This is a genomic window from Lentzea sp. (genome assembly GCF_035525475.1).
Lineage (GTDB): Bacteria > Actinomycetota > Actinomycetes > Mycobacteriales > Pseudonocardiaceae > Lentzea.
In genome coordinates, this window is the sequence record NZ_DATLEC010000262.1 from 41273 (window position 1) to 65603 (window position 24331).

Annotated in this window: 24 protein-coding genes; 17 read left to right on the forward strand and 7 right to left on the reverse strand. The window is 69.2% G+C overall.

Going from position 1 to position 24331, the window contains the following annotated elements; genetic code table 11:
• Positions 1–211 precede the first annotated feature (211 nt).
• The 5 genes from VM306_RS40160 (at position 212) to VM306_RS40180 (ending at position 5681) form a co-directional block, all read left to right on the forward strand.
• Positions 212–1438, forward strand: coding sequence for a branched-chain amino acid ABC transporter substrate-binding protein (locus VM306_RS40160; protein WP_325524749.1), 1227 nt, complete (start codon positions 212–214; stop codon positions 1436–1438).
• A 76-nt stretch (positions 1439–1514) separates the two neighbouring features.
• Entirely contained in the window at positions 1515–2429 is a 915-nt protein-coding gene (locus tag VM306_RS40165) for a branched-chain amino acid ABC transporter permease (RefSeq protein WP_325524752.1), read from the forward strand.
• Positions 2426–4162 (forward strand): branched-chain amino acid ABC transporter permease, encoded by a 1737-nt coding sequence (locus VM306_RS40170; protein WP_325524755.1) that lies wholly within the window; start codon positions 2426–2428, stop codon positions 4160–4162. The genes VM306_RS40165 and VM306_RS40170 overlap by 4 nt, the downstream gene beginning before the upstream one ends.
• Positions 4159–4968: an ABC transporter ATP-binding protein gene (locus VM306_RS40175; protein ID WP_325524757.1), complete on the forward strand. Its 810-nt coding sequence runs from the start codon at positions 4159–4161 to the stop codon at positions 4966–4968. The genes VM306_RS40170 and VM306_RS40175 overlap by 4 nt, the downstream gene beginning before the upstream one ends.
• Positions 4965–5681: an ABC transporter ATP-binding protein gene (locus tag VM306_RS40180; protein ID WP_325524760.1), complete on the forward strand. Its 717-nt coding sequence runs from the start codon at positions 4965–4967 to the stop codon at positions 5679–5681. The genes VM306_RS40175 and VM306_RS40180 overlap by 4 nt, the downstream gene beginning before the upstream one ends.
• 51 nt (positions 5682–5732) lie before the next feature.
• Here the strand turns inward: VM306_RS40180 and VM306_RS40185 are convergent, their stop codons facing one another.
• Together VM306_RS40185 and VM306_RS40190 are read right to left on the reverse strand one after the other, a co-directional pair.
• A complete protein-coding gene (locus VM306_RS40185) occupies positions 5733–6905 on the reverse strand; it encodes a lipase family protein (RefSeq protein WP_325524762.1) in 1173 nt (390 codons plus the stop codon).
• Positions 6906–6994: 89 nt separating this feature from the next.
• A complete protein-coding gene (locus VM306_RS40190; RefSeq protein ID WP_325524819.1) occupies positions 6995–7354 on the reverse strand; it encodes a hotdog fold thioesterase in 360 nt (119 codons plus the stop codon).
• Here VM306_RS40190 and polA point away from each other — a divergent pair.
• The 3 genes from polA (at position 7353) to VM306_RS40205 (ending at position 12875) form a co-directional block, all read left to right on the forward strand.
• On the forward strand, positions 7353–10133 hold the full coding sequence (polA, locus tag VM306_RS40195; RefSeq protein ID WP_414672509.1) for a DNA polymerase I: 2781 nt from the start codon (positions 7353–7355) through the stop codon (positions 10131–10133). The two genes, VM306_RS40190 and polA, sit on opposite strands and share 2 nt — an antisense overlap.
• Before the next feature lie 479 nt (positions 10134–10612).
• Positions 10613–11776, forward strand: a complete 1164-nt coding sequence (locus tag VM306_RS40200) for a glycosyltransferase (RefSeq protein ID WP_325524766.1) — start codon at positions 10613–10615, stop codon at positions 11774–11776.
• A gap of 40 nt (positions 11777–11816) precedes the next feature.
• Positions 11817–12875 carry an Hsp70 family protein gene (locus VM306_RS40205; protein ID WP_325524768.1) on the forward strand — a complete coding sequence of 353 codons (1059 nt, stop codon included), beginning with the start codon at positions 11817–11819 and terminating at the stop codon, positions 12873–12875.
• Here VM306_RS40205 and VM306_RS40210 read toward each other — a convergent pair.
• Complete coding sequence (locus VM306_RS40210; RefSeq protein ID WP_325524771.1) at positions 12865–14082, reverse strand: aminotransferase class V-fold PLP-dependent enzyme; 1218 nt, start codon at positions 14080–14082, stop codon at positions 12865–12867. The genes VM306_RS40205 and VM306_RS40210 overlap by 11 nt on opposite strands.
• 16 nt (positions 14083–14098) lie before the next feature.
• A complete protein-coding gene (locus VM306_RS40215; RefSeq protein WP_325524773.1) occupies positions 14099–14542 on the reverse strand; it encodes a DUF1453 domain-containing protein in 444 nt (147 codons plus the stop codon).
• A gap of 64 nt (positions 14543–14606) precedes the next feature.
• Here VM306_RS40215 and VM306_RS40220 point away from each other — a divergent pair, with 64 nt between their 5' ends.
• Complete coding sequence (locus tag VM306_RS40220; protein WP_325524777.1) at positions 14607–15209, forward strand: TetR/AcrR family transcriptional regulator; 603 nt, start codon at positions 14607–14609, stop codon at positions 15207–15209.
• Positions 15210–15213: 4 nt separating this feature from the next.
• On the opposite strand, the gene VM306_RS40225 is transcribed toward VM306_RS40220, so the two are convergent.
• Positions 15214–15660, reverse strand: a complete 447-nt coding sequence (locus VM306_RS40225; protein ID WP_325524780.1) for a helix-turn-helix domain-containing protein — start codon at positions 15658–15660, stop codon at positions 15214–15216.
• A 75-nt stretch (positions 15661–15735) separates the two neighbouring features.
• Here VM306_RS40225 and VM306_RS40230 point away from each other — a divergent pair, with 75 nt between their 5' ends.
• The 8 genes from VM306_RS40230 to VM306_RS40265 all read left to right on the forward strand — a co-directional run bounded on the left by VM306_RS40230 (position 15736) and on the right by VM306_RS40265 (position 22468).
• Complete coding sequence (locus VM306_RS40230) at positions 15736–16248, forward strand: GNAT family N-acetyltransferase (protein ID WP_325524783.1); 513 nt, start codon at positions 15736–15738, stop codon at positions 16246–16248.
• Positions 16249–16392: 144 nt separating this feature from the next.
• Positions 16393–17847 carry a hypothetical protein gene (locus VM306_RS40235; protein WP_325524787.1) on the forward strand — a complete coding sequence of 485 codons (1455 nt, stop codon included), beginning with the start codon at positions 16393–16395 and terminating at the stop codon, positions 17845–17847.
• A gap of 101 nt (positions 17848–17948) precedes the next feature.
• On the forward strand, positions 17949–19214 hold the full coding sequence (locus VM306_RS40240; RefSeq protein WP_325524791.1) for a Gfo/Idh/MocA family oxidoreductase: 1266 nt from the start codon (positions 17949–17951) through the stop codon (positions 19212–19214).
• A gap of 121 nt (positions 19215–19335) precedes the next feature.
• Positions 19336–20382 carry a Gfo/Idh/MocA family oxidoreductase gene (locus VM306_RS40245; RefSeq protein WP_325524795.1) on the forward strand — a complete coding sequence of 349 codons (1047 nt, stop codon included), beginning with the start codon at positions 19336–19338 and terminating at the stop codon, positions 20380–20382.
• A 36-nt stretch (positions 20383–20418) separates the two neighbouring features.
• The gene (locus VM306_RS40250; RefSeq protein ID WP_325524798.1) at positions 20419–20934 is read left to right on the forward strand and encodes a hypothetical protein; all 516 of its coding nucleotides are present in this window, start codon (positions 20419–20421) and stop codon (positions 20932–20934) included.
• A 171-nt stretch (positions 20935–21105) separates the two neighbouring features.
• Positions 21106–21309 (forward strand): transcription antiterminator/RNA stability regulator CspE, encoded by a 204-nt coding sequence (gene cspE, locus VM306_RS40255; RefSeq protein ID WP_325524803.1) that lies wholly within the window; start codon positions 21106–21108, stop codon positions 21307–21309.
• 77 nt (positions 21310–21386) lie between these two features.
• Entirely contained in the window at positions 21387–21959 is a 573-nt protein-coding gene (locus VM306_RS40260; protein WP_325524805.1) for an AAA family ATPase, read from the forward strand.
• A complete protein-coding gene (locus VM306_RS40265) occupies positions 21956–22468 on the forward strand; it encodes a hypothetical protein (protein ID WP_325524809.1) in 513 nt (170 codons plus the stop codon). Before VM306_RS40260 ends, VM306_RS40265 begins: the two co-directional genes overlap by 4 nt.
• Positions 22469–22476: 8 nt before the next feature.
• Here VM306_RS40265 and VM306_RS40270 read toward each other — a convergent pair whose 3' ends face one another.
• Both VM306_RS40270 and VM306_RS40275 read right to left on the reverse strand, forming a co-directional pair.
• The gene (locus VM306_RS40270) at positions 22477–23052 is read right to left on the reverse strand and encodes a TetR/AcrR family transcriptional regulator (protein ID WP_325524812.1); all 576 of its coding nucleotides are present in this window, start codon (positions 23050–23052) and stop codon (positions 22477–22479) included.
• On the reverse strand, positions 23049–24331 hold a 1283-nt coding region (locus VM306_RS40275), incomplete at its 5' end, for a YhgE/Pip family protein (protein WP_325524814.1). The genes VM306_RS40270 and VM306_RS40275, both read right to left, overlap by 4 nt.

Genomic DNA, 24331 nt, shown 5'->3' on the forward strand with positions numbered 1-24331 from the left:
GCAGCCGTCCAAAGAGTGAACTTGAGTTACCGTATGTGACATTCCTTAAACAAAACATAACGCCGAGTTGCGTTATGGTCACGAGCCCATTGGCTTTGATGACTGCGGTCACAGTCATCGCCTAGGTTCCGGCCATCCCTCAGGAGAGGGTGATGGAGCGGTGCGCGGAGATCTCGCGCAGCCGGGAGCAGGGATAGAGGAGGGACATCACGTGCGTAAGCACTCTGTGAAGTCCGCAGCGATCGTCGGCGCAGCGCTGCTGGTTCTTGCAGCCTGTGGCTCGAACAAGGATGAAGCCGGCGGCAACAACGGGGGCAGCTGCGACACGTCGAAGGGCACTCTGACCGTCGGTGTTGTCGCCCCGTTGTCCGGGAACCTGTCCGCTCTCGGCCTCGGCATCAAGCAGTCCGCCGAGCTCGCCGTGGACGAGGCGAACAAGAAGTGCACGGTCAAGGGCTACAAGCTGACCGTGTCCGCCCAGGACGACGAGGCCAACCCCGCCAAGGGTGCCCAGGCGGCCACCAAGCTGTCGACCGACCCGAACGTCGTGGGTGTCGTCGGCACGCTGAACTCGTCGGTCGCCCAGACCGTGCAGCCGATCCTGCGGGACAAGAAGATCCCCCAGGTGTCGCCCGCGAACACGAACCCGTCGCTGACCAGGGGCAACGACTTCCTGACGGCCCCGAAGCGCCAGTTCGACAACTACTTCCGCGTCTGCACCACCGACGACCTGCAGGGCCCGTACGCGGCCAACTACCTCGTCGAGAAGGCCGGCAAGAAGAAGATCGCCATCATCACCGACGGCAAGACCTACGGTGAGGGCCTCGCCGCGGAGCTGTCGAAGCAGGTCGCCAAGAAGGGCGGCACGATCGTCGGCTCCGAGAAGGTCGGCGAGAAGGACACCGACTTCTCCGGTGTCATCTCCAAGATCAAGGCGCTCGCGCCGGAGGCCGTCTACTACGGCGGTGAGTACCCCGTCGCCGGCCCGCTGTCCAAGCAGATGGCGTCCGCGGGTCTCAACGTCCCGCTGATGGGCGGCGACGGCATCTTCGACCCGAAGTTCGTCGAGCTCGGCGGTAAGGAAGGCGACCTCGCCACCTCCGTCGGCGCCCCGACCGAGTCCCTGGCCACGGCCAAGGCCTTCGTCGACGCCTACAAGGCGAAGTTCGGCAAGGAGGACTACGCGGCCTACGGTGCGTTCTCCTACGACGCCGCCAACGCCATCATCGGTGGCCTCGCCAAGACCGTCGACGGCGCTGCCTGGGACGAGTCGAAGCGTGACGCGATGCTGACCAACGTGGGTGCCTACAGCGGTTCCGGCGCCACCGGCGAGGTCAAGTTCGACCAGTACGGCGACAGCACGAACAAGGTGCTGACCGTGTACCAGGTCACCTCGGCCAAGTGGAAGGACGTCCAGACCGGCGAGTTCACCGGCTGACGACTACCGATAACTGGTTGAAGCTACGGCGGGGGCGGGCGTTGTTTGCTCGCCCCCGCTGTCTACGGAGGTAGTCGTGTCAGTCCTGCTCCAACAGCTGGCCAACGGGGTCGTGCAGGGCGCTTTGATCGCCCTGATCGCCCTCGGGTACACGATGGTGTACGGCATCATCCAGCTGATCAACTTCGCCCACGGCGAGGTGTTCATGGTGGCCTCGTACGGAGGCCTCGCCACGTTCACGCTCCTTCCTGACGACCTCAAGAAGTCGGCTGCCGTGGCCCTGCCGCTCATGTTCGTCGGCGGCATCGTGGTGGCGGTCCTCGTCGCCGTCATCATGGAACGGTTCGCCTACCGGCCGCTGCGCAACGCGCCCCGGCTGGCGCCGCTCATCACAGCGCTCGGCGTGTCCGTGTTCCTGCAGGAGGCTGTGCGCGTCTTCTACCCGAACGCCAAGTCGAACCTGCCGTACCCGAAGGTCTTCCCCGAGGGCAACCTCTCGCTCGGCCCGATCAACGTGTCGTGGACCGGCGTGATGCTGGTCGTGCTCTCGGTGGGCCTCGCGATCGTCCTGCAGACGTACATCAACCGTTCCCGCATGGGACGTGCGATGCGCGCGACGGCGCAGGACCCGGACACCGCGAAGCTGATGGGCGTCAACCCCGACCGCGTGATCGTGCTGACGTTCATCTTCGGCGCCGTGCTCGCCGGTGTCGCCGGCATCATGTTCGGCGGGTACCTGAACAACATCAACATCGACATGGGCTTCCAGACCGGCATCTTCGCCTTCACGGCGGCCGTCCTGGGCGGTGTCGGCAGCATCCGCGGCGCGGTCATCGGCGCGTTCATCATCGGTCTGATCAAGACCGTCGCCGGTCAGTACATGCCGGGCGGCACCCAGTACGACTACGTGTGGATCTTCGTCGTGTTGATCCTCGTGCTCGTCTTCCGCCCGCAGGGTCTGTTCGGTGAGCCGGAAAGGGTGCGCGCATGAGCACGAGCACTGTGTCCGTCCCTGCTGGGTCCACCCCTGCGACGAAGCGCTCCGCGCTCACGCCGCTGGGCAAGCCGCTCGCGGCCGCCGGCGGTGTCCTGGCGATCGTCGCGGCTCTCCTGCCGTGGGTCACGTTCGTCCTCAACGACGGCAACTGGCCGGACAAGTCGACGCTGCAGTTCTTCGACGCCCCGTTCGCCGTCACCGGCTTCCGCTGGCACGTCCTGGTGCTCGGCGTCCTCGTCCTGGTCGCGGCGTTCGCGCCGGTGCCGTCCAAGGGCCGGGTCGTCAGGGCGCTCGGCTGGGGCCTCACCGTCGTGTCGTTCATCAACGCGGCGTACATCACGGTCAAGGGCGGTGGCCTCGGTGCCATCACGGCCCTGGACGGTGCGACGGCGTTCGGCGGCGTCGTGGGCATCGTGGCCGGTGTGCTGACGATCCTCGCGGGCTACGGCATCGGCATCGGGCCGGTGGGCGAGTGGAAGTTCAAGGTCTCGACGCCGGTCGCGTACCTGGTGCTCGTGGTGTCGTTCGGCGCGGTGCTGTACGCCGTCGCCGCGATGCTGACCACCGGTGGCGTCGGCAGCTCGAACCCGTACGCGGGCGCGATCTTCCTGTCGTTCCTCGGTTTCGCGGGCGGCCTGCTCGGCGCGCTGAGCGGCGTCGGGTTCGTCCGCTGGATCTCGGCCCTGTCCGAGCAGCACCGCGTGTTCAGCGTGATCGTGCTGGCGGCGTGCGCGCTGCTGCTGCCGTTCACCGAGGCGGGCAACGAGTACTGGATGACGGTCGCGGCGAACATCGGCATCTACGCCGCCACCGCGATCGGCCTGAACATCGTCGTCGGCCTCGCGGGTCTGCTCGACCTCGGGTACGTGGCGTTCATGGGCATCGGCGCCCTGGTGGCGGCGAACTTCTCCGGTGCCGCGACCGCGCACTTCGGCATCCACCTGCCGTTCCCGGTCGCCGCGGTGATCGCGGCCGTCGTGGCCGGCATCTTCGGCGCCATCGTCGGTTCGCCGACGCTGCGGGTCCGCGGTGACTACCTCGCGATCGTGACGCTGGCGTTCGGTGAGATCTTCACCCGCTCCGCGCAGAACGACATCGGCGGCATCACCAACGGCTCCAACGCCATCCCCGGCATCCCGGCGCTGTCGCTGTTCGGCGCGGAGTTCAACAAGTCGATCTCGATCGGCGCCGTGAAGCTCCCCGCGGGTGTCCTGTACTACGTCCTGATCGTGCTGCTCGTGGCGGCGACGATGGCGGTGTTCGCGAACCTCAAGTTCAGCCGCATCGGCCGTGCGTGGATCGCGATCCGCGAGGACGAGGACGCCGCCCGCGCGATGGGCATCCGCACCGGCAAGATGAAGATCCTCGCGTTCCTCATCGGTGCCATGCTCGCGGGTCTCGCGGGCGCGGTGTTCGCGCACAAGAACGGAACGGTGTCGTACGAGTCGTTCAAGTTCCTCGAGTCGGTCACGCTGCTCGCGGCGGTCATCCTCGGCGGCATGGGGTCCATCCCCGGTGCCGTTCTCGGTGCCGCGCTGCTGTTCGTGCTGCCCGAGAAGCTGCGCGACTTCGAGGACTACCGTCTGATGATCTTCGGCCTCGCGCTGATCCTGATCATGCGGTTCCGGCCGGTCGGCCTGATCCCCGATGCGCACAGGCGCGCTGAGATGGTCGAGCGCACCGACGAGAACGCCGAAGAGGCGCACGTGGAGGCGAAGAAGGCATGAGCACGCCTGTACTGGAAGCGCGTGACGTCTCGATGGTCTTCGGTGGCCTCAAGGCGTTGAAGGGCGTCACCCTGACGCTCGAGGAAGGCAAGATCGTCGGCCTGATCGGCCCGAACGGCGCGGGGAAGACGACGTTCTTCAACTGCCTGACGGGTCTGTACACGCCGACCACCGGGCAGGTGCTGCTCAAGGGCAACATCCTGCCGGGCGACCCGGCGAAGGTGACGGACGCGGGCGTGGCCCGCACGTTCCAGAACATCCGCCTGTTCCCCAGCATGACCGTGCTGGAGAACGTCATGGTCGGCCGTCACGTCCGGATGAAGCAGGGCCCGCTGGCCTCGCTGTTCCACGGACCGGCCTACCAGCGCGGTGAGAAGGCGGCGCGCGAGCGGTCGCGGGAGCTGCTCGCGTTCGTCGGCCTGAACAACCTCGACGACGAGCTCTCGCGCAACCTCCCGTACGGCGACCAGCGCCGTCTGGAGATCGCGCGCGCGTTGGCGACGGACCCGGCGGTGCTGCTGCTGGACGAGCCCACGGCGGGTATGAACCCGCAGGAGACGGAAGCGACGCAGCAGCTGATCTTCCGCATCCGCGAGACGGGTGTGTCCGTCGTCGTCATCGAGCACGACATCAAGTTCATCTTCGGGCTGTGCGACTCGGTCTCCGTGCTCGTGCAGGGCGAACTGCTCGTCGAGGGCAGCCCCGAGGTCGTGCGGGCGGACCCGCGGGTGGTCGAGGCCTACCTCGGCAAGCCGCCGGAGGAAGTCCAGCACGACGTCGAGGCCGCGAAGGGAGAGCAGGCATGAGCCCGCTGCTCGAAGTCCGCAACCTCTCGGTCGCCTACGGCGCGATCGAGGCCGTCCGTGACATCTCGTTCACCGTCGAGGCCGGCCAGATCGTGTCGTTGATCGGCTCGAACGGTGCGGGCAAGACCACGACCCTGCGGACCATCTCGGGTCTGCTGCGGCCGGCGTCGGGCGAGATCCTGTTCCAGGGCAAGCCGATCCACAACGAGCCGGCGCACGCCATCCTGGGCATGGGCATCTCGCACTCGCCGGAGGGGCGTCGTCTCTTCCCGCGGATGACCGTGGAGGAGAACCTGCAGCTCGGTGCCTACGTCCGCAAGGACGACGGCGTCCAGGCCGACATGCAGCGCGTGTACGACCTCTTCCCCGTGCTGGGGGAGCGCCGCAACAACAAGGCCGGGCTCTTCTCCGGTGGTGAGCAGCAGATGCTGGCCATCGGTCGCGCGATGATGTCCAAGCCCCGCCTGCTGATGCTCGACGAGCCCTCGATGGGTCTCTCGCCGATCATGACGCAGCGGATCTTCGACACCATCAAGGAGCTGCAGTCGCTCGGCACCACCATCCTCCTGGTGGAGCAGAACGCGCTGGCCGCGCTGGCGTTGTCGGACCACGGCTACGTGATCGACCTCGGCAAGACCACTCTGGACGGTCCGGGGCACTCGCTCCTGGCCGACCAGCGGGTGCGCGACGCGTACCTGGGTGAGGCTCACTGAGGTTTGTTTCGTGGAGCGGGGCGGGGGACTTTCCTCCGCCCCGCTTTCGTTTCACGAGCGGTCGAACTCCGCGAGGATGCGCGGCAGCGCGAGCTTGGCGGCCCTCCCGTGGTTCACGTCCGGCCCCAGGTCGATGAGCGTGCTGGTGGCGTGGTGCCGCTCCAGGCGCTCATCGCAGTAGGCGGAGGTCTCGATCAGCGTGTCGCGGTCGCCGGTGGACGAGTAGATCGACACCGGGACCCGTGGACGCCAGTCGCAGTAGCCGTCCGCCTCGCGCAGCTTCGCGCGCAGGACGCCGGTCGGGTTCTCGACGCGGGCGAGGTAGGACTCGGTGAAGAGCTCCGCGATCGTCCCCGGCAGGCGGGGGAAGATCTCCTCGTTGCGGTGCTCGCCGTCGAAGAGCGCCTCGACCGACGGGTCCCTGAAAGCTTCCGCCGGGTCGTCGTAGAGGTGGTGGACCCGGTTCCAGGCCACCGTCCAGTACGCCATGTACGCGACGCCGTTGGAGATCTCGCCGTCCAACGCCCTGGCGACCAGCAGGCTCGGCTTCATCGGCCCGCCGATCGGGGCCAGGCCGCCCACCTCCCACCGGCGGTCGGCGCCGGCCTGCAGCGCCTGGCCCAGCGCCATGGCCGCGTGGCCGCCCTGCGAGTGGCCGGTGATCATGACGCGCGGGTCGGGGCGGAGGCCTTCGCGGGCGGCGAGCTCACGGGCCGCCCGTAAGGCGTCCACCGATGCCGTGACGGTCGACGGGGCGTCGACGTACGGGTGCAGACCGGGGCCGGTGCCCAGGCCCAGGTAGTCCGGGGCCGTGGTGAGGTAGCCGGCCGAGGCGAACAGCAGGGCCGCGGCGCGGTCGTTGCCGTCGGCCACGGAGGCCACCGAGCCGCGGTAGCCCGTGGTGCCGTGCAGCCAGGTGACCTGGCGAGGTGTCCTGGTCCCGTCGCGGGGCAGGGCGACCAGGGCGCTGGCGGTGGTCGGTTCGCCGTGGGCGTCGACGGTGCGGTACGTGATCCGCTTCGAGTCCACGGCGTGGCGGACGCGGGAGGCGTCCAGGGCGTAGTCCCCCAGATAGGTGACCAGCTGGGTGGTGTCCATCGTGGACACCGGGACGACGTCGAGGAGCCGGCCGCGGGCCGGATCTGCGGAGGCGGTGGCCGGGACCGAGGCCGCGACCACGACGCCGCACAGGACCGCCGCTGTCAGTCGAGTCGTGAAGGTCATGCCTCAACGATGTCGGGCTGATCTTGCCGTGGCACTGGGGTTCACCGCAGAGTCGAGGTGCGGTTTACCCCAGTACCGGCACTGCGGTTTCACGCACCCGGAGGCTGGGGACGCAGAAGGCACGTGAGGCGGGCGGTGCAGGTGCGCTTGCCGTCCTCGTCGGTCACGACGATCTCGTACGTCGTCGTGCTGCGGCCGAGGTGGATCGGACGCGCCACGCCCGTGACGGTGCCCTCGCGCGCCGCTCGATGATGGGTGCAGGACAGCTCGAGCCCGACGGCGATCAGTCCGTGCTGGGCGGCGTGCATCGCGGACGCGATGGAGCCGAGCTGTTCGGCGAGGACGGCGTTCGCGCCGCCGTGCAGCAGCCCGAACGGCTGGCGGTTGCCCTTGACCGGCATGGTGCCGACCATTTCCTGAACATCCCATCGGGTGATTTCGATGCCCATGCGGACGTGCAGCTGCTCGTCGGCGAACTCCTGCGGCAGGTCGAAGGTCACACGTGCTCCAAGGCCTCGAGCGAAACTGTCAGACCCCCACCCTAGACTCGGGCCCGTGACTCCCTCAGACGTGAAGCGGCTCCTGCTCATCGACGGTCACTCGATGGCCTACCGAGCGTTCTACGCCCTGCCCGCCGAGAACTTCGTGACGAAGACGGGCCAGGTCACGAACGCCGTGTACGGCTTCACGTCCATGTTGATCAACATCCTGCGCGACGAGAAGCCGACGCACGTGGCGGTCGCGTTCGACGTGTCGCGCAAGACGTTCCGCTCCGAGCAGTACCCGGAGTACAAGGCCGGTCGCTCCTCGACGCCGGACGAGTTCCGCAGCCAGGTCTCCCTGATCAAGGACGTGCTCGCCACGCTCCGGATCCCCACGATGGAGAAGGAGAACTACGAGGCGGACGACATCATCGCGACCCTGACCACGCAGGCGGTGGAGCAGGGCTTCGAGGTGCAGATCGTCACCGGCGACCGCGACGCGTTCCAGCTGGTCAACGACCAGGTCACGGTGCTGTACCCGGTCAAGGGCGTCTCGGAGATGGGCCGGTTCACCCCCGCCTACGTCGAGGAGAAGCACGGCGTGCGGCCCGACCAGTACGCCGACTACGCGGCGGTGCGCGGCGACTCGTCGGACAACCTGCCGAACACGCCGGGCGTGGGCCCGAAGACGATCATCAAGCTGCTCAACCAGTTCGGCGGGCTGAACGAGCTGGTCGACCGCGTCGACGAGGTGCCGGGCAAGGTCGGCGAGGCCCTGCGCGGCAACCTGGCGAACATCATCATGAACCGCCAGCTCACGGAGCTCATCAAGGACGTCGAGCTGCCGTACACGATCACCGAGCTCGAGGCCCAGGCGTGGGACCGCGACGCCGTGCACGCGCTGTTCGACGAGCTGGAGTTCCGCGTCCTGCGCGACCGCCTGTTCCAGACGCTGACGACCGCCGAGCCCGAGGCCGAGGAGGGCTTCGAGGTCTCCGGTGGCGTGATCCCGGCCGGCACGCTCGCGCGGTGGCTCGACGAGAACGCGCGCAAGACCCGCGTCGGCGTGGCCCTGCGCATCACCACCGACCTGGAGGGCGTCGCGCTCTGCACGGCCGACGGCGAGGGCGGCTACGTCTCCGTCACCGAGCTGAACGAGGCCGACGAGCAGGCGCTCGCCGCGTGGCTGGCCGACGAGGGCGTCACGAAGGCGGGCCACGACCTGAAGCTGCCGCTGCGCCGCGTGCGGGCGCGCGGGTGGAAGCTGCGCGGCCTCACCTCGGACACGGCGCTGGCGGCCTACCTGGTGCGTCCCGGCCAGCGCTCGTTCGCGTTGGACGACCTGGCGCTGCGCTACCTCAAGCGCGAGCTGCGCGCGGAGGAGTCGGGCGACGGCCAGCTGTCGCTGCTCGCCGACGAGTCCGAGGAGGAGCAGAAGATCGCGACCGGCGCGATCCTGCGCGCGCGTGCCGTCGCCGAGCTCGCCGACCGCCTCGACGAGGAGCTCAGGACCATCCGCGGCGACTCCCTGCTCGCGAACCTCGAGCTGCCGCTGATGAACGTGCTCGACGAGGTGGAGGCCATCGGCATCGCCATCGACGTCGACCACCTCTCCGAGCTGGAGACGCACTTCGCGGTGGGCGTGAAGCAGGCCGCGCAGGACGCGTACTCCGTCATCGGCAAGGAGATCAACCTCGGCAGCCCGAAGCAGCTGCAGACGGTCCTCTTCGACGAGCTGAAGATGCCGAAGACGAAGAAGACCAAGACCGGCTACACCACGGACGCGGACGCGCTGCAGAACCTGTTCGAGCAGACCGAGCACCCGTTCCTGCAGCACCTGCTCTCGCACCGCGACGTCACGCGCCTGAAGTCCACCGTGGACGGTCTGCTGAAGTCGGTCGCCGACGACGGCCGCATCCACACGACGTTCCACCAGACCATCGCCGCCACGGGCCGGCTGTCCTCGACGGACCCGAACCTGCAGAACATCCCGATCCGCACGGACGAGGGCCGCCGCATCCGCCAGGCGTTCGTCGTCGGCGAGGGCTACGCGGAGCTGATGACCGCGGACTACAGCCAGATCGAGATGCGGATCATGGCCACGCTGTCCGGCGACGAGGGCCTGATCGCGGCGTTCAACAGCGGCGAGGACCTCCACACCTACGTGGCCTCGCAGGCGTTCTCGATCCCCACCGCCGAGGTGACGGGCGAGATGCGCCGCCGCATCAAGGCGATGTCGTACGGCCTCGCGTACGGCCTGTCGGTGTTCGGCCTGTCGCAGCAGCTCCGCATCCCGACCGAAGAGGCCCGCGAGCAGATGGAGGCCTACTTCTCCCGCTTCGGCGGCGTGCGCGACTACCTCAACGAGATCGTCGAGAAGGCCCGCAAGGACGGCTACACCGAGACCGTCCTCGGCCGCCGCCGCTACCTGCCGGACCTCACGTCCGACAACCGCCAGCGCCGCGAGATGGCCGAGCGCATGGCCCTCAACGCCCCGATCCAGGGCAGCGCGGCCGACATCATCAAGGTGGCCATGCTGGGCGTCTACCGCGCGCTGGAGTCGTCCGGCCTGCGGTCGCGCATGCTGCTCCAGGTCCACGACGAACTGGTGCTGGAAGTCGCCGAGGGCGAGCGCGAGGCCGTGGAGGCCCTGGTGCGAGGCCAGATGGGCAACGCCTATCAGCTGCTGGTGCCGCTGGAGGTCTCGGTCGGCGTCGGCCGCTCGTGGGACGACGCCGCACACTGACGCACGCCACGGCCCGCCGCCGCCGCGAACCGGCGCGGCGGTGAGGGCGGGCCGGTCGAGACCCGGTGTGGTGAACGGCCGGGCAAGCGTTCCACGCCGGTGTCGTCGGCGAGCCTGCGGCGTCTCGCCGACTTCACCGTGCACGACACAGCTAGTTGCCGTGGCGAACTGTTGCGGCGGCGGTGGGGTTGGACGGGGTCCGGTCGCGACGGGCGTGGCGAGCGGTCGGGCAGGGTTTCCGTGCCGGTGCCGGGGGCGAAGTCCCGGCGTCCACCGGGCTCGCCGTGCCACCACAGCCTGCCGCCGTGGCGAACTGTTGCGGCGGAGGCCGGGGTCGGTCGAGACGAGCTGCCCGGCCGAGAAAAGCGCCTTGAAGTATTTCCCCCATTGGAACTTATAGCCGGTGGGGGGACTTGCCGCAAGACCGGGGGACTCCCTCACACTTCGTGCCCTGACCAGCGGGTACGAGGGGATTCGAGATGCGGTTTCTGCTGTCCACGATCGGTTCACGCGGTGAGGCGCAGCCGGTCACGGCGTTGGCCGTGCGGCTCACGGCGCTGGGGCACGACGTCGAGGTCGTCGCGCCGCCCGACTTCGAGGAGCTGGTGACGGGCAACGGCGTCGGCTTCACGCCGGTCGGGCCGGTGCTGCGCACCGTCACGGCCATCAAGCCCGCGGATTTGCCCAAGCTGGCCGAGGAGTCGGTGAAGGAGCAGTTCCGGGTCGTCACGAAGGCGGCTCGGGGTGCGGACGTGCTGGTGGCGGGCGGTGCGTTGCAGCACGCTACCCGTTCGGTCGCGGAAAGCGTTGGTGCGCGGTACGTCTATGCGAGTTTCTGCGCGAACACGTTGCCGTCGCCGCATCACGCCCCGCCCGCGATGCTGGGTCGTGTGCCGGTGAAGGGAACGCCCGAGGAAAACCTCGCGCTGTGGGAGCTGCACCGCCAGTACTTCACGAGTTCGCGCGCCACGCTCAACGCCGAACGTGCCGCGCTCGGTCTCGGTCCGGTCGACGACGTTCGTGACCACATCTTCGGTGAGTCGCCGTGGCTCGCGGCGGATCCGGTGCTCGGTCCGTGGCCCGGCCCCGGTGACCTCGTCCAGACCGGCGCCTGGCTGCTCGACGACCAAAGGCCGCTCGACGAGGAGCTCGAAGCGTTCCTGGCCCAGGGCGACCCGCCGATCTACTTCGGCCTCGGCAGCATGCGAGGGTCGCAGGAGGTAGCCGCGCGTGCGGTCGTGGCTGCTCGCGCCAGCGGCAGACGCGTTGTCCTGCAACGGGGTTGGGCGGATCTGCGGCTTGCCGACGACGCCGGTGACTGCATCGCTGTCGGCGAGGTGAACCAGCAGGCGCTGTTCCGCAGGATCGCCGCGGTCGTGCACCACGGTGGTGCCGGCACCACGACTGTCGCCGCCGCGGCGGGTGTGCCGCAGGTCGTGCTGCCGCACGTGTACGACCAGTACTACTGGGGAGAGCAGGTCGAACGGTTGGAAGTCGGCCGGTCGGCGGACGTCGTGACGCCTGAAGTGCTCGCCGAGGTGCTGCGGCTGGGCGACCGGGCTGCTGAAGTGGCCACGCGGGTGCGCACGGATGGTGCGGCTACCGCGGCGCGACTTTTGTCGGATTTGAACCTGCCAGTGTGAGACGCACGTGTTGAGGGTGTCCGCACAAGGGAGACCCGCGATGCCGTACCAGGTTGGGCTCGATCTCGGATCCGCGGGCACCGCGGTGGCCACCGGCCGCGGTGTCACCACCACCCGGCGCCGGACCAGCGCGCCGGCTGAGGAAATCGCGCACGTTCTGCACGACCTCGCCGAACGGCACGGGGAACCGCCGAGCCGCGTCGCCATGACGCATCCGCTCATCTGGCCGCACGAGCACCTCGAACAGCTCCGCCAGGACCTCATCGACTCCGGCCGCGCGGACGTGTTGTTCGTGCCGGCACCGCACGCCGCCGCCATCGCGTTCGACGAGGACGCGCGGATGCCCGAGCACAGCACGGTCGCGGTGGTCGACTTCGGCGCCACCGGGTGCGACATCACGATGCTGCGCAAGCAGGGTGTGTTCCTGCTGGCGGGGCAGCCTGAGCGGGTCGAGGTCGGCGGGTTCCACCTCGACGACCTGGTGGCGGAGCACGTGATCGCGAAGATCGGCACGCACAGCCGTGAGCTGGTGCGGAGCTGTGTCGAGGCCAAAGAACTGCTCGGCAGTTATCCGGAGGTGCGGGTCCCGTACATCGCGGAGAACGGCGAGGTGCGCGAGGTCCGGCTCAGCCGGCTGGAGTTCGAGGCGGTCATCCGTCCCTCGGTCGAGCTGACCGTCGAGGCGCTGGAACGAGTGGTGGCCAGTGCGGGTCTCTGCCGGCCCGACGTCATCCTGCTCGTCGGCGGATCGTCCCGGATTCCGTTGGTGGTCAAGGAGGTCTCAGCGCGGCTGAAGATCCCGGTGCTGCGGGCGCCCGACGGCGCGGCGGCGACGGGTGCGCTTCTCGAAGCGAAACAACTGGAACCCGAACCATTGGAGGAGACGACGGTCGAGGTGCCGTTGCCGCGGAACGAGGACGAGAAGCGGAAGCGGCACCTTCCGACTACGCCGTTCATCGCCACCGGACTGCTCGTGCTCGTCCTCGGAGGAGGATGGGCCGCGCACGAGGCTATGGACCAGCCACAGGTGAAGACGGAGAACACCAGCGTGCGGCTCGAACCGCCGGGAACGGCCGAACTTCCCCGCATCACCGAGTGATCGCGCGGATCTCCTTCAGCGTCTTGTCGATCTCCTCCGGTGTGTTGAGGATCGACGTACCGACTCGGGCGTAAGGAATCCGGTACGCGGCCGTGGTGATCTGGATGCGTTTCTCACCCAGCAAGGCCACGACCTCGTTGCCGGTGTGCCCGGTGACGTCGAAGCACACGATGCCCGCGGACATCGCGGGATCGCGCGGGGTGTGGAGGACGACGCCGGGAATCTCGGCGAGGCCGTCCTTGAACCTCGTCGCCAGCTCGGTGATCCGTGCCGCCACGCGAGGACGTCCGAGCCGTCGGTGGAACTCGACCGCCGCCCGCACCGCGAAGTACTGCTCGAACGCGTGGAAGCCGCCGGGTCCGAGCGACGCCGTCTCGCTGCGGCCGCTCAGGCTCGGCAGCAGCGGCACGATCTGGTCGCTCACCTGGGGGTTCACCCACACCATGCCGGTGCCGCGCGGCCCGAACAGCCACTTGTGCGTTCCCGCGACGAACACGTCCGCACCGAGGCGCGCCGCGTCGTCGTCGACCGCCGCCAACCCATGCACGCCATCGACGACGAGAAGGCAGCGGTCTTCCGGTGCACGGCTGTTGTTGGCTTGGGCGACAACGGCCGCGCACGCCCGCACCGGCATCCGTACGCCCGTGCTCGACTGGACCCACGTAATGCCGACGGCACGCGTCTGCGGCGTGATCGAGCTTCGGAGCCGGGACGCGACCTCGTCCTCGGTGACCCTCGCCGAACTCTCGAAGAGCGTGCCGACCCTGACCTTCGCGCCCACGCGCGACGCCGCCAGCTTCGCCGCCTCCTGGTGCCACGCGTGGTCCTGGTCGCTCAGCAGGATCTCCTGGTCGGCCCGCAGTTTCAGGCCGCCGTAGACGATCGACAACCCGATGGTCGTGTTGGGCACGAACGCGATGTCGTCCGGCGCGCCACCGGTGTACTGCCCGAGTGCCACGGCGACCGCCTGCGCCTGGTCGGGCATCAGGTCGTGCGAGTTGGCGTCGAGCCTGCGCTTGTAGTCCTCGACCGCGTCACGCACCTCGCGCGGGTTCGACGCGAGGTAGAACAGCCCCAGGTTGGTCAGTGACGGATCCAGCCGGAACTGGCGGCGCACGGCGCCCCAGTCCAGTCCCTGCGCGGCCGAAGCCGCGGTCGGTGCGACGGCGAGCAGTCCGGTCCCCACGAGGAAGTCACGACGGTCCATGCCTTCATCGAACCGCTCACCAAGGCCTTTTGGACACCGTTTCGGCCTTCCGCGCGAACGGCACGCCCGTGTTCAACGCCTTGGCGCCGATCGCGCACAGCTCGCCGAGCATGCTCACGCCGATGGACAACTGCGTGGGCGCGTGTCCGCCGATGAGCAACCCCAGACCGATGCTCGCGCCGAGCGACGTCACCCACACGACCAACGTCCACGGCGTGTACCGCTGCCACAGGTGCCCGTCCCGCTCGAACAGCCTGATCGTCATGCCCCGCAGCACGCCGAACGCGAACCCCGCGGCGAGCGGGAGCAGGTAGAGCACAGGGAACTCCTCGACAGCGCGGATGCCGAAGAACAGCAGGAACGCCGGCGGCCCCAACAAGTCGCGTGCGTTGAGCGGTTCGCCCATGAACCGGCGCACGAGCACGTACAGCACACCTGCCGCTATCAGCACATACGTCATCGAAATCCCCCTAAGTAGCATGACCTTGCTACTTAAACTAGCAGGGTCATGCTAGAAAAGGGAGGTGTCACCGAGAGTCGTGGATCCCGCCGCCCGCCGCCAGGCCGTCGCCGAGGCGGTGTTCCGCGTGGTCGTGCGGGACGGCGTCGAGCAGGCGTCGCTGCGCAACGTCGCGGTGGAGGCGGGGCTCGCGATCGGCTCGATCCGGCACTACTTCGACAGCCACGACGACATGATCGTCTTCGCCGTCGAGGCCCTGATCCACTCGATCGACCAGCGCGTCCTCGCCCACGTGAAGGCGATGAAGGACCGCACGGACCCCCGCCGCCCCGGCGAACGCGTGCTCAGCGAGGTGCTCCCGCTCGACGAACGCCGGCGCGACGAGGCGGTGCTGTGGCTGGCCTTCGCGACCGCCGCCCGCACGCGGCCCTCGTTGCTGCCGCACGCCGAACGGCTCTACGACGGCCTGCGCCAGCTGTGCCTGCGCGCGGTGACCGTGATGGCCGAGGCCGGCACCATCGCGGCGTCGCTCGATCTCCAGCTGGAGGCCGAACGGCTGGCGTCGCTGCTGAACGGCCTCACCGTCGACGGGGTGCTGCACCCGGACCGGATGACGCCCGAGCTCGCGGTGTCGGTGCTGCGCAGGCACCTCGACTCGCTGCGCTAACCGCTCACGACCTGGCCGTCACCTGCACGTCGCGGGCGGTCAGCTCGGCGCCGCAGTCCGTGCACTCGACCTTCGCGCGCACGCCGCCGCCGCAGTCGCGGTGGTGCAGGTGGAACGACTCCTCTTCGTCCGGAGCCATCCACTTCTCGCCCCACGTGCGCAGCGCCATCAGCACGGGGTAGAGGTCGTGGCCCTTCTCCGTGAGCCGGTATTCGTGCCGTGTGCGGCCGTCCACCTGATAGGGCACACGCTTGAGCACGCCCTCTTGTAGCAGCACGTTGAGGCGGTCTGTCAGAACGCTGCGCGAGATCTCCATCGAGGACTGGAAGTCCTCGAAGCGGCGGGTCCCCAGGAAGATCTGGCGGAGCAGCAGCAGCGTCCAGCGCTCGCCCAGCAACGCGGCGGGGCGGCCCAGGGTGCAGGGCAGGCTGGCGAAACTCGCGTACGACATGAGCCCAGGATATCCCTTGCGTTCGTTTTTCGAACTCAGCTACAGTTCGGATTCCGAACTCAGGGGGTCCACCTCATGCGCGTCACAGAGCTCCACCGCGACACCGCCGGAGAAGCAGTCGACGCGGTGTTCGCGGGACTGTCCGCGCGAAGCCGCTACCTGCGCTTCCACTCGCCGACGCCGCGGCTCACCGCGTCCGCCCGCCGCGCGCTGGCCGACGTGGACGGCGAGCGGCACGCGGCCGTGTGCGCCCGGGTCGGCGGCGACCCGGTCGGCATCGCGCGGATGATCAGGACCAGCGAGTGCGGCGCGGAGATCGCGGTCGCCGTGGTGGACCTCTGGCAACGGCGCGGCGTCGGCCGCCGGATGCTGGAGGAGCTGACGGCGGTCGCGGCGCGGATGGGTGTCGCGGAGCTGCACGGCGACGTGCTGCCGGACAACCACGCCATGCTGGCGCTCGTGCGGAAGGTGCTGCCGGGCGTGGAGCTGACGAGGGAGGACGACACGGTCCACCTCAGCTACCCGCTCGCGTGGGTGACCGCGGAGATCACCGACGCCGACCTGGTGAACAGCCTGCGGGGGATCTGAGCGTCCCGTCCGCGGGGGCGGGGATCATCGCCCCCGCGGGCAGCCGTTCACCGTTGACCGGCGCGAACGGTGAGAAACAGGACGTTCGACCGGACCAAAACTTCACATCGCCTTGCTACGGTGACCGCCATGAAGACGTGGGGGATGTTAGCGGTCGCGGCGGCGGCCATCACGTTCGGATCGACGCTGGCGATGCCGGACGTCGCGGAGGCGGCTGCCGAGGGCGGGGTGATCTGCGGGACCTACGAGGCCAACTCCAAGATCACCCGCAGCGAGATCCTGGCGCGCTCGCGGACGTGGATCAGCGCCCGTGTTCCTTACAGCCAGAGCGACTGCTTCGGAAACAAGTACGGCGCCTACCGCACCGACTGCTCCGGCTTCGTCTCGATGGCCTGGGGCCTGCGCATCTCCTACACCACCCACATCCTCGAGCAGGTCGCGCACCGCATCGACTGGGAGGACCTCCGTCCCGGCGACGCGCTCAACGACCGCGAGAACCACGTCGCGCTGTTCATCGGCTGGGCGGACGCCGCCAAGACGCGGCCGATCGTGCGCGAGCAGGCTGGCCCCGACGGCAGCAGGCCGGTGCAGCGCGTCTGGAGCGCGAGCACCGCCCGCCGGTACGTGCCCCTGCGCTACAACAACCTCGTCGAGTCCGGTGGCGCGAGCACCGGCAGCGAGAGCCCGGTGACGGACAAGACGATCGTCAACGCCGGCCCGCAGATCTCGAACACCGGCCAGCAGCAGCTGGAGGTCTTCGCCCGCGCCGCCGACGGCACGATCATCACGAACTTCCACAAGACGAGCCGCTGGAACGGCTGGCAGCAGCTCGGTCCCGAGCTCTTCGCCGGCGACCCGGTCGCGTTGATGAACCCGCAGACGAAGATCGTCGAGGTGTTCGCGCGCGGCACGGACGGCAAAATCTACCGCCGCGTCGACGGCAAGTGGCTCGCCCTGGGCGGCGCGGTCGTCGCCGGCGACCCGGTGCTGGCGTGGAACGACAAGACCAAGGCCGTCGAGGTCTTGGCCCGCGGTGAGGACGGCTCGCTGCTGCGCTTCACCGACAGGTGGGCGCCGCTCGGCGACCGCAGGATCCAGGGCAACCCCGCCGTCGCCGACAAGGACGTCTACGCGCGTTCCGCCGACGACAAGCTGGTCAAGTGGGACGGCACGGCGTGGGCCGACCAGGGCGACGTGAAGGTCGTCAGCGACCCGAGCATCGCCGTCGACCAGGTCTTCGTGCGCACCGCCTCCGGCAGCGTCGAGCAGTACGCGGCGGGCGTCTGGAAGTCGCTCGGCGGCAAGGGCACCGGCGCGCCGTCGGCGGTCTACAACTCGACGACCGGCTCGATCGACGTCGTGCAGCTCGGTGAGGGCGGCATCGTCGAGCACTCGCGCGCCACCGACAACGGCTGGACCACGTGGGCCAAGCTCGGCACCACCAAGGTCTCCGAGGCGCCGAACGCGATGTACCACGCGCAGACCAAGACCGTCGAGGTCTTCGCCCGCACCGACGACGGCAAGCTGGTCCGCCGCTTCTTCAAGGAGAAGGCCGGCTGGAGCCAGTGGGCGCTGCTCAGCGACCGCGGCATCAGCTGACCCCTTCCGCCTCCGAGAACCGCCCGGCACGCTGCCGGGCGGTTCTTTGCGTTCGGGGCCTCCGCGGTTAGCGTGCGGAAAACGTTTTCAGAGGAGGTCGCATGGCGCGCAGGCGGTACGCGGTGGTCGGCACGGGCTCACGGGCCGAGCGGCACGTCCACGCCATCGCGGTCGAACACGCGGACACCTGTGAACTGGTCGCGTTCGCCGACGTGAACCGCACCCGCATGAACGTCCACAACGAGCGGCTGACCGAGCTGGGCCTCGACCCCGTCCCCACCTACGACGCCGTGGACTTCCTCAAGATGCTCGACGAGCAACGGGTCGACGTCGTCGTCGTGACCACAGTCGACCGCTTCCACGACACGTACATCGTGGAGGCGTTGGACGCCGGACGCGACGTCGTGACGGAGAAGCCGATGACGACGGACGTCGCGTCGGCCGGCAAGATCCTCGACGCGGTGCACCGCAACGACGGCGACGTCACCGTCACGTTCAACTACCGCTACAACCCGATCCACGAGAAGGTCCGTGAACTGCTCGCGGACGGCGCCGTCGGCGAGATCGGCTCGGTGCACTTCGAGTGGCTGCTCGACACCCGCCACGGCGCCGACTACTTCCGCCGCTGGCACCGCGACAAGGCCAACTCCGGCGGTCTGCTGGTGCACAAGGCGACGCATCACTTCGACCTGCTCAACTGGTGGGTCGGTTCGGTCCCGGAGACCGTGTACGCGCAAGGCCGGTTGTTCTTCTACGGACCCGAGAACGGCGAACGCCACGGCCACGCCGACGACGACCGGTTCGACATCGAGCTGGAGCGCAACGACTGGCTCAAGAGGCTCTACGTCGACGCACGGCACGAGGACGGCTATCGCCGCGACCAGAACCCGTTCGAGCCAGGAGTGTCCATTGAGGACGACATGTCGGTGCTCGTCCGCTACGCCAGCGGCGCGACCCTGACGTACCACCTCACGGTCTACTCGCCGTGGGAGGGCTACCGCCTGATGGTCAACGGCAGCAAGGGACGCCTGGAGCTGGAGGTCGTCGAGAACTCGTGGGTGTCCGGCCAGCACCCCGCCGTGCACGGCGCCGAGGCCAACCCGGAGCAGGGCTGGGCGAAGCTGTCCGTGCAGCGGCTGTTCGAGGAACGTGAGGACATCCCGCTGGACTTCGACCGCGAGGGCCACGGCGGCGCGGACCGGCGGATGGTGGGCGCGCTGTACGGACCGGCCGGGCAGGAGGATCCGCTGGGGCGCAGGGCGACGCACCTCGACGGCGTCCTCTCGCTGCTCACGGGCTTCGCGGCCAACCGCAGCCTCGGGACGGGAGAGGCGGTCCGCGTGGCCGACGTGATCGACCTGCGCTGAGCGCGCCGGGATGCTGCCGCAAACGTGTCTTCGTTGGCGCGGTGCATTGATATTCGCAGCACCTCGGCCGATGCTGATGACCGCGGTGGCGTCGCGGGCGTGCCCGAGAAGGGTGGAGACGATGCGTGTTGCGCTGGTCGGAGCCGGCGGGCATGGGGCGCGGCACGTCGAGAACCTCCTCCGCCTCGGCCACGACGGGACCGCGACCTTCGTGGGCGTCGTCGACGTGGCGGACGTGGACGTCCCGGTGCCGTCCTACCCGGACCTGCGGTCGCTGGCCGCCGAGCTCCACCCCGAGGTCGTGGTGATCTCGTCGCCGCCGGTCACGCACCGCGACCTCGTGCTGGCCGCGTTCGAGCTGGGCTGCGACGTGCTGGTCGAAAAGCCCGCGGTGTTGTCGACGGCCGAGTTCGACGAGATCTCCTCGGCGGCCGCGAAGCGCGGGCTGGTGTGCCAGGTCGGGTTCCAGACGCAGGGCAAGGGCTCGTACCGGCGGCTGTGCTCGTTGATCGGCTCCGGCGCGCTCGGGGACATCTCGGGCATCGGCGCCGCAGGCCGCTGGGTGCGCTCGGACTCCTACTACGAGCGCGCGGACTGGGCCGGCAGGCAGGGTGAGGACGGGACGCTGGTGAACCCGTTCGCGCACGCCCTGCAGAACGCGCTGCTGCTCGCCGACGTCGAGGAGCGGTCCGACATCGCTGTCGAGCTGGAGCTGTTCCGGTGCCGCGACTCGATCACCGCGGACGACACGGCGTGCGTTCGCGTGACGTCGGAGGGCGCGCCGCCGGTCGTGGTCGCCACGACGCTGTGCGCGACGACATCGTTGCCACCCGTGGTCCTGGTGCACGGATCGCTGGGCCAGGCCGTCTGGTGGTACGACGACGACCGGCTGACGGTCAACGACCACCGCATGGCCGTGCCGCCGCCCGTCGACCTCCTGGAGAACCTGATCCGGCACCGCCAGAGCGGCGTGCCCCTCGTCGCGCCGCTCGCCGCCGCACGCGCGTTCACGACGGTCGTCGAGCGGTGCGGCAAGGCGGACGTGCCCCTGGTGCCCGCCCGCAGGATCGGGGACCGCGTGGTGCTCGACGGGGTCGACGAGGTCGTGGTGAGAGCCGCCGAGAAGATCGCCACTTTCGCCGAGTTGGGGTGCGGTTTCGGGCGGTAGTCTCCCGCGGAGTCCGCTGTGTTCGGGGGTTGTGCGTTGGACACCTACATCGACCTGAGGGACGTCCGGGTGACCGGCTACGTGAGCGCGGGCCTGATCGCCCTGGTCGCCGCCGAGTCCGTCTGGGGCACGGTCAACGACTGGCGGGGCGGGTCGTCGTCGTGGAGCTTCCTCGCCATCGTGCTCGTCGTGCCCGCGGGCGTGGCGTCCTTCCTGTGGTTCCGCGGCGCCACCCACAACGCGGAGGCGATCGCGCTGCACGGCGTGCGGACGGTGCCGCAGGTGTGGAAGGCGAGCGACCCGGCCCAGCGCGAGCTGCCGTTCGAACAGCGCGTGGTGAGCCCGCTGATCAGACCGTGGCAGTACGCGTTCCTCGCGATGGTGCTGGCCGACGTGCTCGAGTCGCTGCTGCTCGACACACCGCTGTACGTGGTCTTCTCCACGCTGTCGACGCTGTGTGCGCTGGTCGCGGCGGGTCTCGCGGGCTTCCTGATCGTCCGGATCTCGCTCATGCAGCAGCGGTTCGCGGTACCCCAGCGCAAACAGCGCTAGATGCTGGTAGACTCATTCACTGGTTGCGGTTTTGTGTTCGTGTCTTTTCACGCTCGCCGAACTTCAGTTGCGAGCGATTCTCCTTCTTCACGGTGGGAGTGGTCAGCTCGAGACCAACCACCGGGGTGCCCGCACAGTGCGGTCCACCCTTCAGTACAGAAGGAGCAGTACATGACCAACGGCACCGTCAAGTGGTTCAACGCCGAAAAGGGCTTTGGCTTCATCGCCCCCGAGGACGGCAGCGCTGACGTGTTCGTCCACTACTCGGCCCTCAACGGCGGCGGCTACCGCAGCCTCGAGGAGAACCAGAAGGTCACGTTCGACGTCACGCAGGGCCAGAAGGGCCCGCAGGCGACGAACGTCACCGCTCTCTGACGTTAGCTGTGCACCGCAGGGCCTCCGGAACTTTCCGGGGGCCCTGCGGTCGTTCCGTTCCCTACTAACCTGGCCCGATGCCGTTGCTCGGACCAGCAGACCCGCTGCCGCACGTGCCGCGGCGCGTCCTCGTCGCCGGGAACGCCGGATCAGGCAAGTCGACGCTCTGCCGGCACATCGCCGACCGGCACGACCTGCGCCGGGTCGAGCTGGACAGCCTCTACTGGGGTCCGCGGTGGACGCCGCGCCCGGAGTTCGCCGCCGAGGTCGCCGCGTTCGCGCAGGAGGACCACTGGGTCACCGAGTTCCAGTACAACGAAGCGCGGCCGGTGCTGCTGCGACGGGCGGACACGGTGGTGTGGCTCGACCACCCGTTCACGACCGTGATGACACGGCTCGTCGGCCGCACGATCAGACGGCGCGCGAGCCGGGTGGAGTTGTGGAACGGTAACCAGGAATCGCCGCTGTGGTCGGTGTTCACGGACCCCGGGCACATCCTGCGGTGGGGCTGGAAGTCCTACCGGCGCAACCGGGCCAGGGTGCTCGACCTGGTCGGCGAGGTCGTGGTCGTGCGGCTGCGCGGGCAGGCCCAGGTGGACCGGTGGCTGGCAGGGCCGCTGGCCTCGGTCGGGGAGGAGCGTGCCCGGTGAGAACGGCGCTGGTGCTCGGAGGGACCGGAATGCTGACCGGCTGCGCGCGGCAGTTGCTGCAACGCGGGTGGCAGGTGGTGCTGCCGTCGCGGACCCGGCCGCTGATGGCCGACGACGGCCCCGGACGCGCGGCGCGGGCGTCGATCAGCCGCGGCCACCGTCCGACGTGGGTCAGGGCCGACTGGGCCCGGCCCGACGAGCTCGCGGCCGAGGTGGCGGACGAGCTGCAGGGCAAACCGGTGAACCTGCTGGTGGCGTGGGTGCACACCAGTTACCGGCTCAGCGTCCTCACGGCCGTGCGGCACCTTCTGGCAGAGGACACGCCGGTGGTGGAGGTGCACACCTGCGCGCCGGTGCCCGACCCGGTGCTACCGCACCCGACGCAGCAGGTGCTGCTCGGACACTTCGCCCACGACGCGTCGCACCGCACGAGCCGTGCGGTGCTCGAAGCCGTCGAACGGGCGTTGGAGGGCAGGCCGCCCTCGCTGCACCACGAGGACTCCCGCTGAACGGCGCCCTATCGGGCCGAACGCATGCCCCGCACCAGCAGCATGACCGACTCGCGCACTTCCGCCCGTGACCGCTCCGGCTGGAACACCTGCCAGTCGAGCGCGATCACGAGCAACGTGCCGAACAGCGCCGCCGACGCCGTGCCCACCTCGACACCCTCTGGCAGGCGGCCGGCGTCGGACAGGCGCTTCATCTGGCCGCGCACGATCGACACGATGTCGTCGCGCAGCAGCGAGAGGGTGCCGTGCCACTGGCCCGGCGTGCGCCACAGCTCGGAGACCAGCAGCTGGCCGAACGCCGGGTAGTCGGCCCAGAAGCCGAGCATCTCGTCGACCAGCGCCTCCAGCGAGTCGTCGGCGCTCTCGGCGGACCGCAGCCGGCTCGCGAGGATCTCCACGCCGTGGTGCAGCAGGGCCTCGACCAGGGCGTCCTTCGAGGCGAAGTTGTAGTAGATCGTGCCCTTGGCGACGCCCGCCTCCGCGGCTATCTCGTCGACCGTCACCGAGGCCGCGCCCCGTTCGCCGACCAGCTTCAGCGCCGCGTCGAAGAGCTTCTGCTTGGTCGCCGTCGTCCGCGCGCTCACAGCACGAGCTCCGGCTTCAGCTTGGACGCTGTCCACACCCGTTGCCTGTAGGCCGCCACGGACGACAAGGCTAGGGCTCCGACCAGCCAGGCGAGAAGGATCACTGCGTCGCGGCCCACGATGCCGAGGTCACCGCCGTACATCAGGTGGCGCAGACCGTCGACCGCGTAGCCCATCGGCAGGCCGTAGTGCAGCGGGTACAGCGGCACCGGGATCGTCTGCCACGGGAACGTGCCGCCCGCGCTGACCAGCTGCAGGATCAGCAGGATCAGGCCCAGGAACTTGCCGACGGCGCCGAACGCGGCGTTCAGCGCGTGCAGGATCGCCACGAACGTCAGCGACATCAGCACGAGGAACCCGAACGTGCCGAGGGGGTTCGACGGCTCGATGTCCACCACGAACCGCACTACCGAGAACATCACGAGCACCTGCACGACACCGAGCAACGCACCGGGCAGCCATCCGCCCAACGCGACCCTGAGCGCCGACTGACCGGCGGCGAGCGCACGGCGTGAGAGCGGGCGCAGCAGCAGGAAGAGCACGAACGCGCCGATCCACGTCGCCAGGCCCAGGAAGAACGGGGCGAGGCCCGCGCCGTACGTGGCCGCCTTCGTCTGCGACAGACCGCGCACCGCCACCGGGTCACCGATGGCCTGGGCGATCGCGGCGCGCGTCGGGTCGTCCTGGTTCGGGATCTTGTCGATGCCACCGGTGAGGCCGTCGCGCAGCTGTGCGGAGCCGTCGGCGAGCTGGTTCGCGCCGTCCTTCAGCTTCGTCGTGCCGTCCACGGCCTTCTGCTCGCCATCACGCAGCTGCGCGGTGCCGTCCGCGAGCCTCGTGGCGCCTTCGTCGAGCTTCCCGACGCCGTCGACGAGAGCGGGCATCTTCGACGCGAGCAGCTCGGCGCCGTCGGCCACCTGGTCCGCGCCGCCCGCGAGCTTGCGCAGGTCGCCCGCCGCGCCCTGGACCTTGCCGTTGGCGTCGTCGACCGGCTTGCGGACCTGGCCGATCGTGGTCAGCACGCGCTGCACCTGGTCCTCGGTGAAGCCCAGGGCGCGCAACCGGGTGGCGATGTCGCCGTCGGCCTGGTCGAGCACGCCGACCAGTGCCTGGGCCTTCTTCGCGTACTCCTCGGCCTGGACCGCCGCGGTCTCGTTGCCGTTCGCGACCTGGCGCGCGCCGCTCGCGAGCTGACGGGTGCTGTCGGGCAGGACCGATGTCTGCGAACGCAGCTGGTGCGTGCCGTCGCGGAGCTGCACGGCGCCGGTCGCGGCCTGCG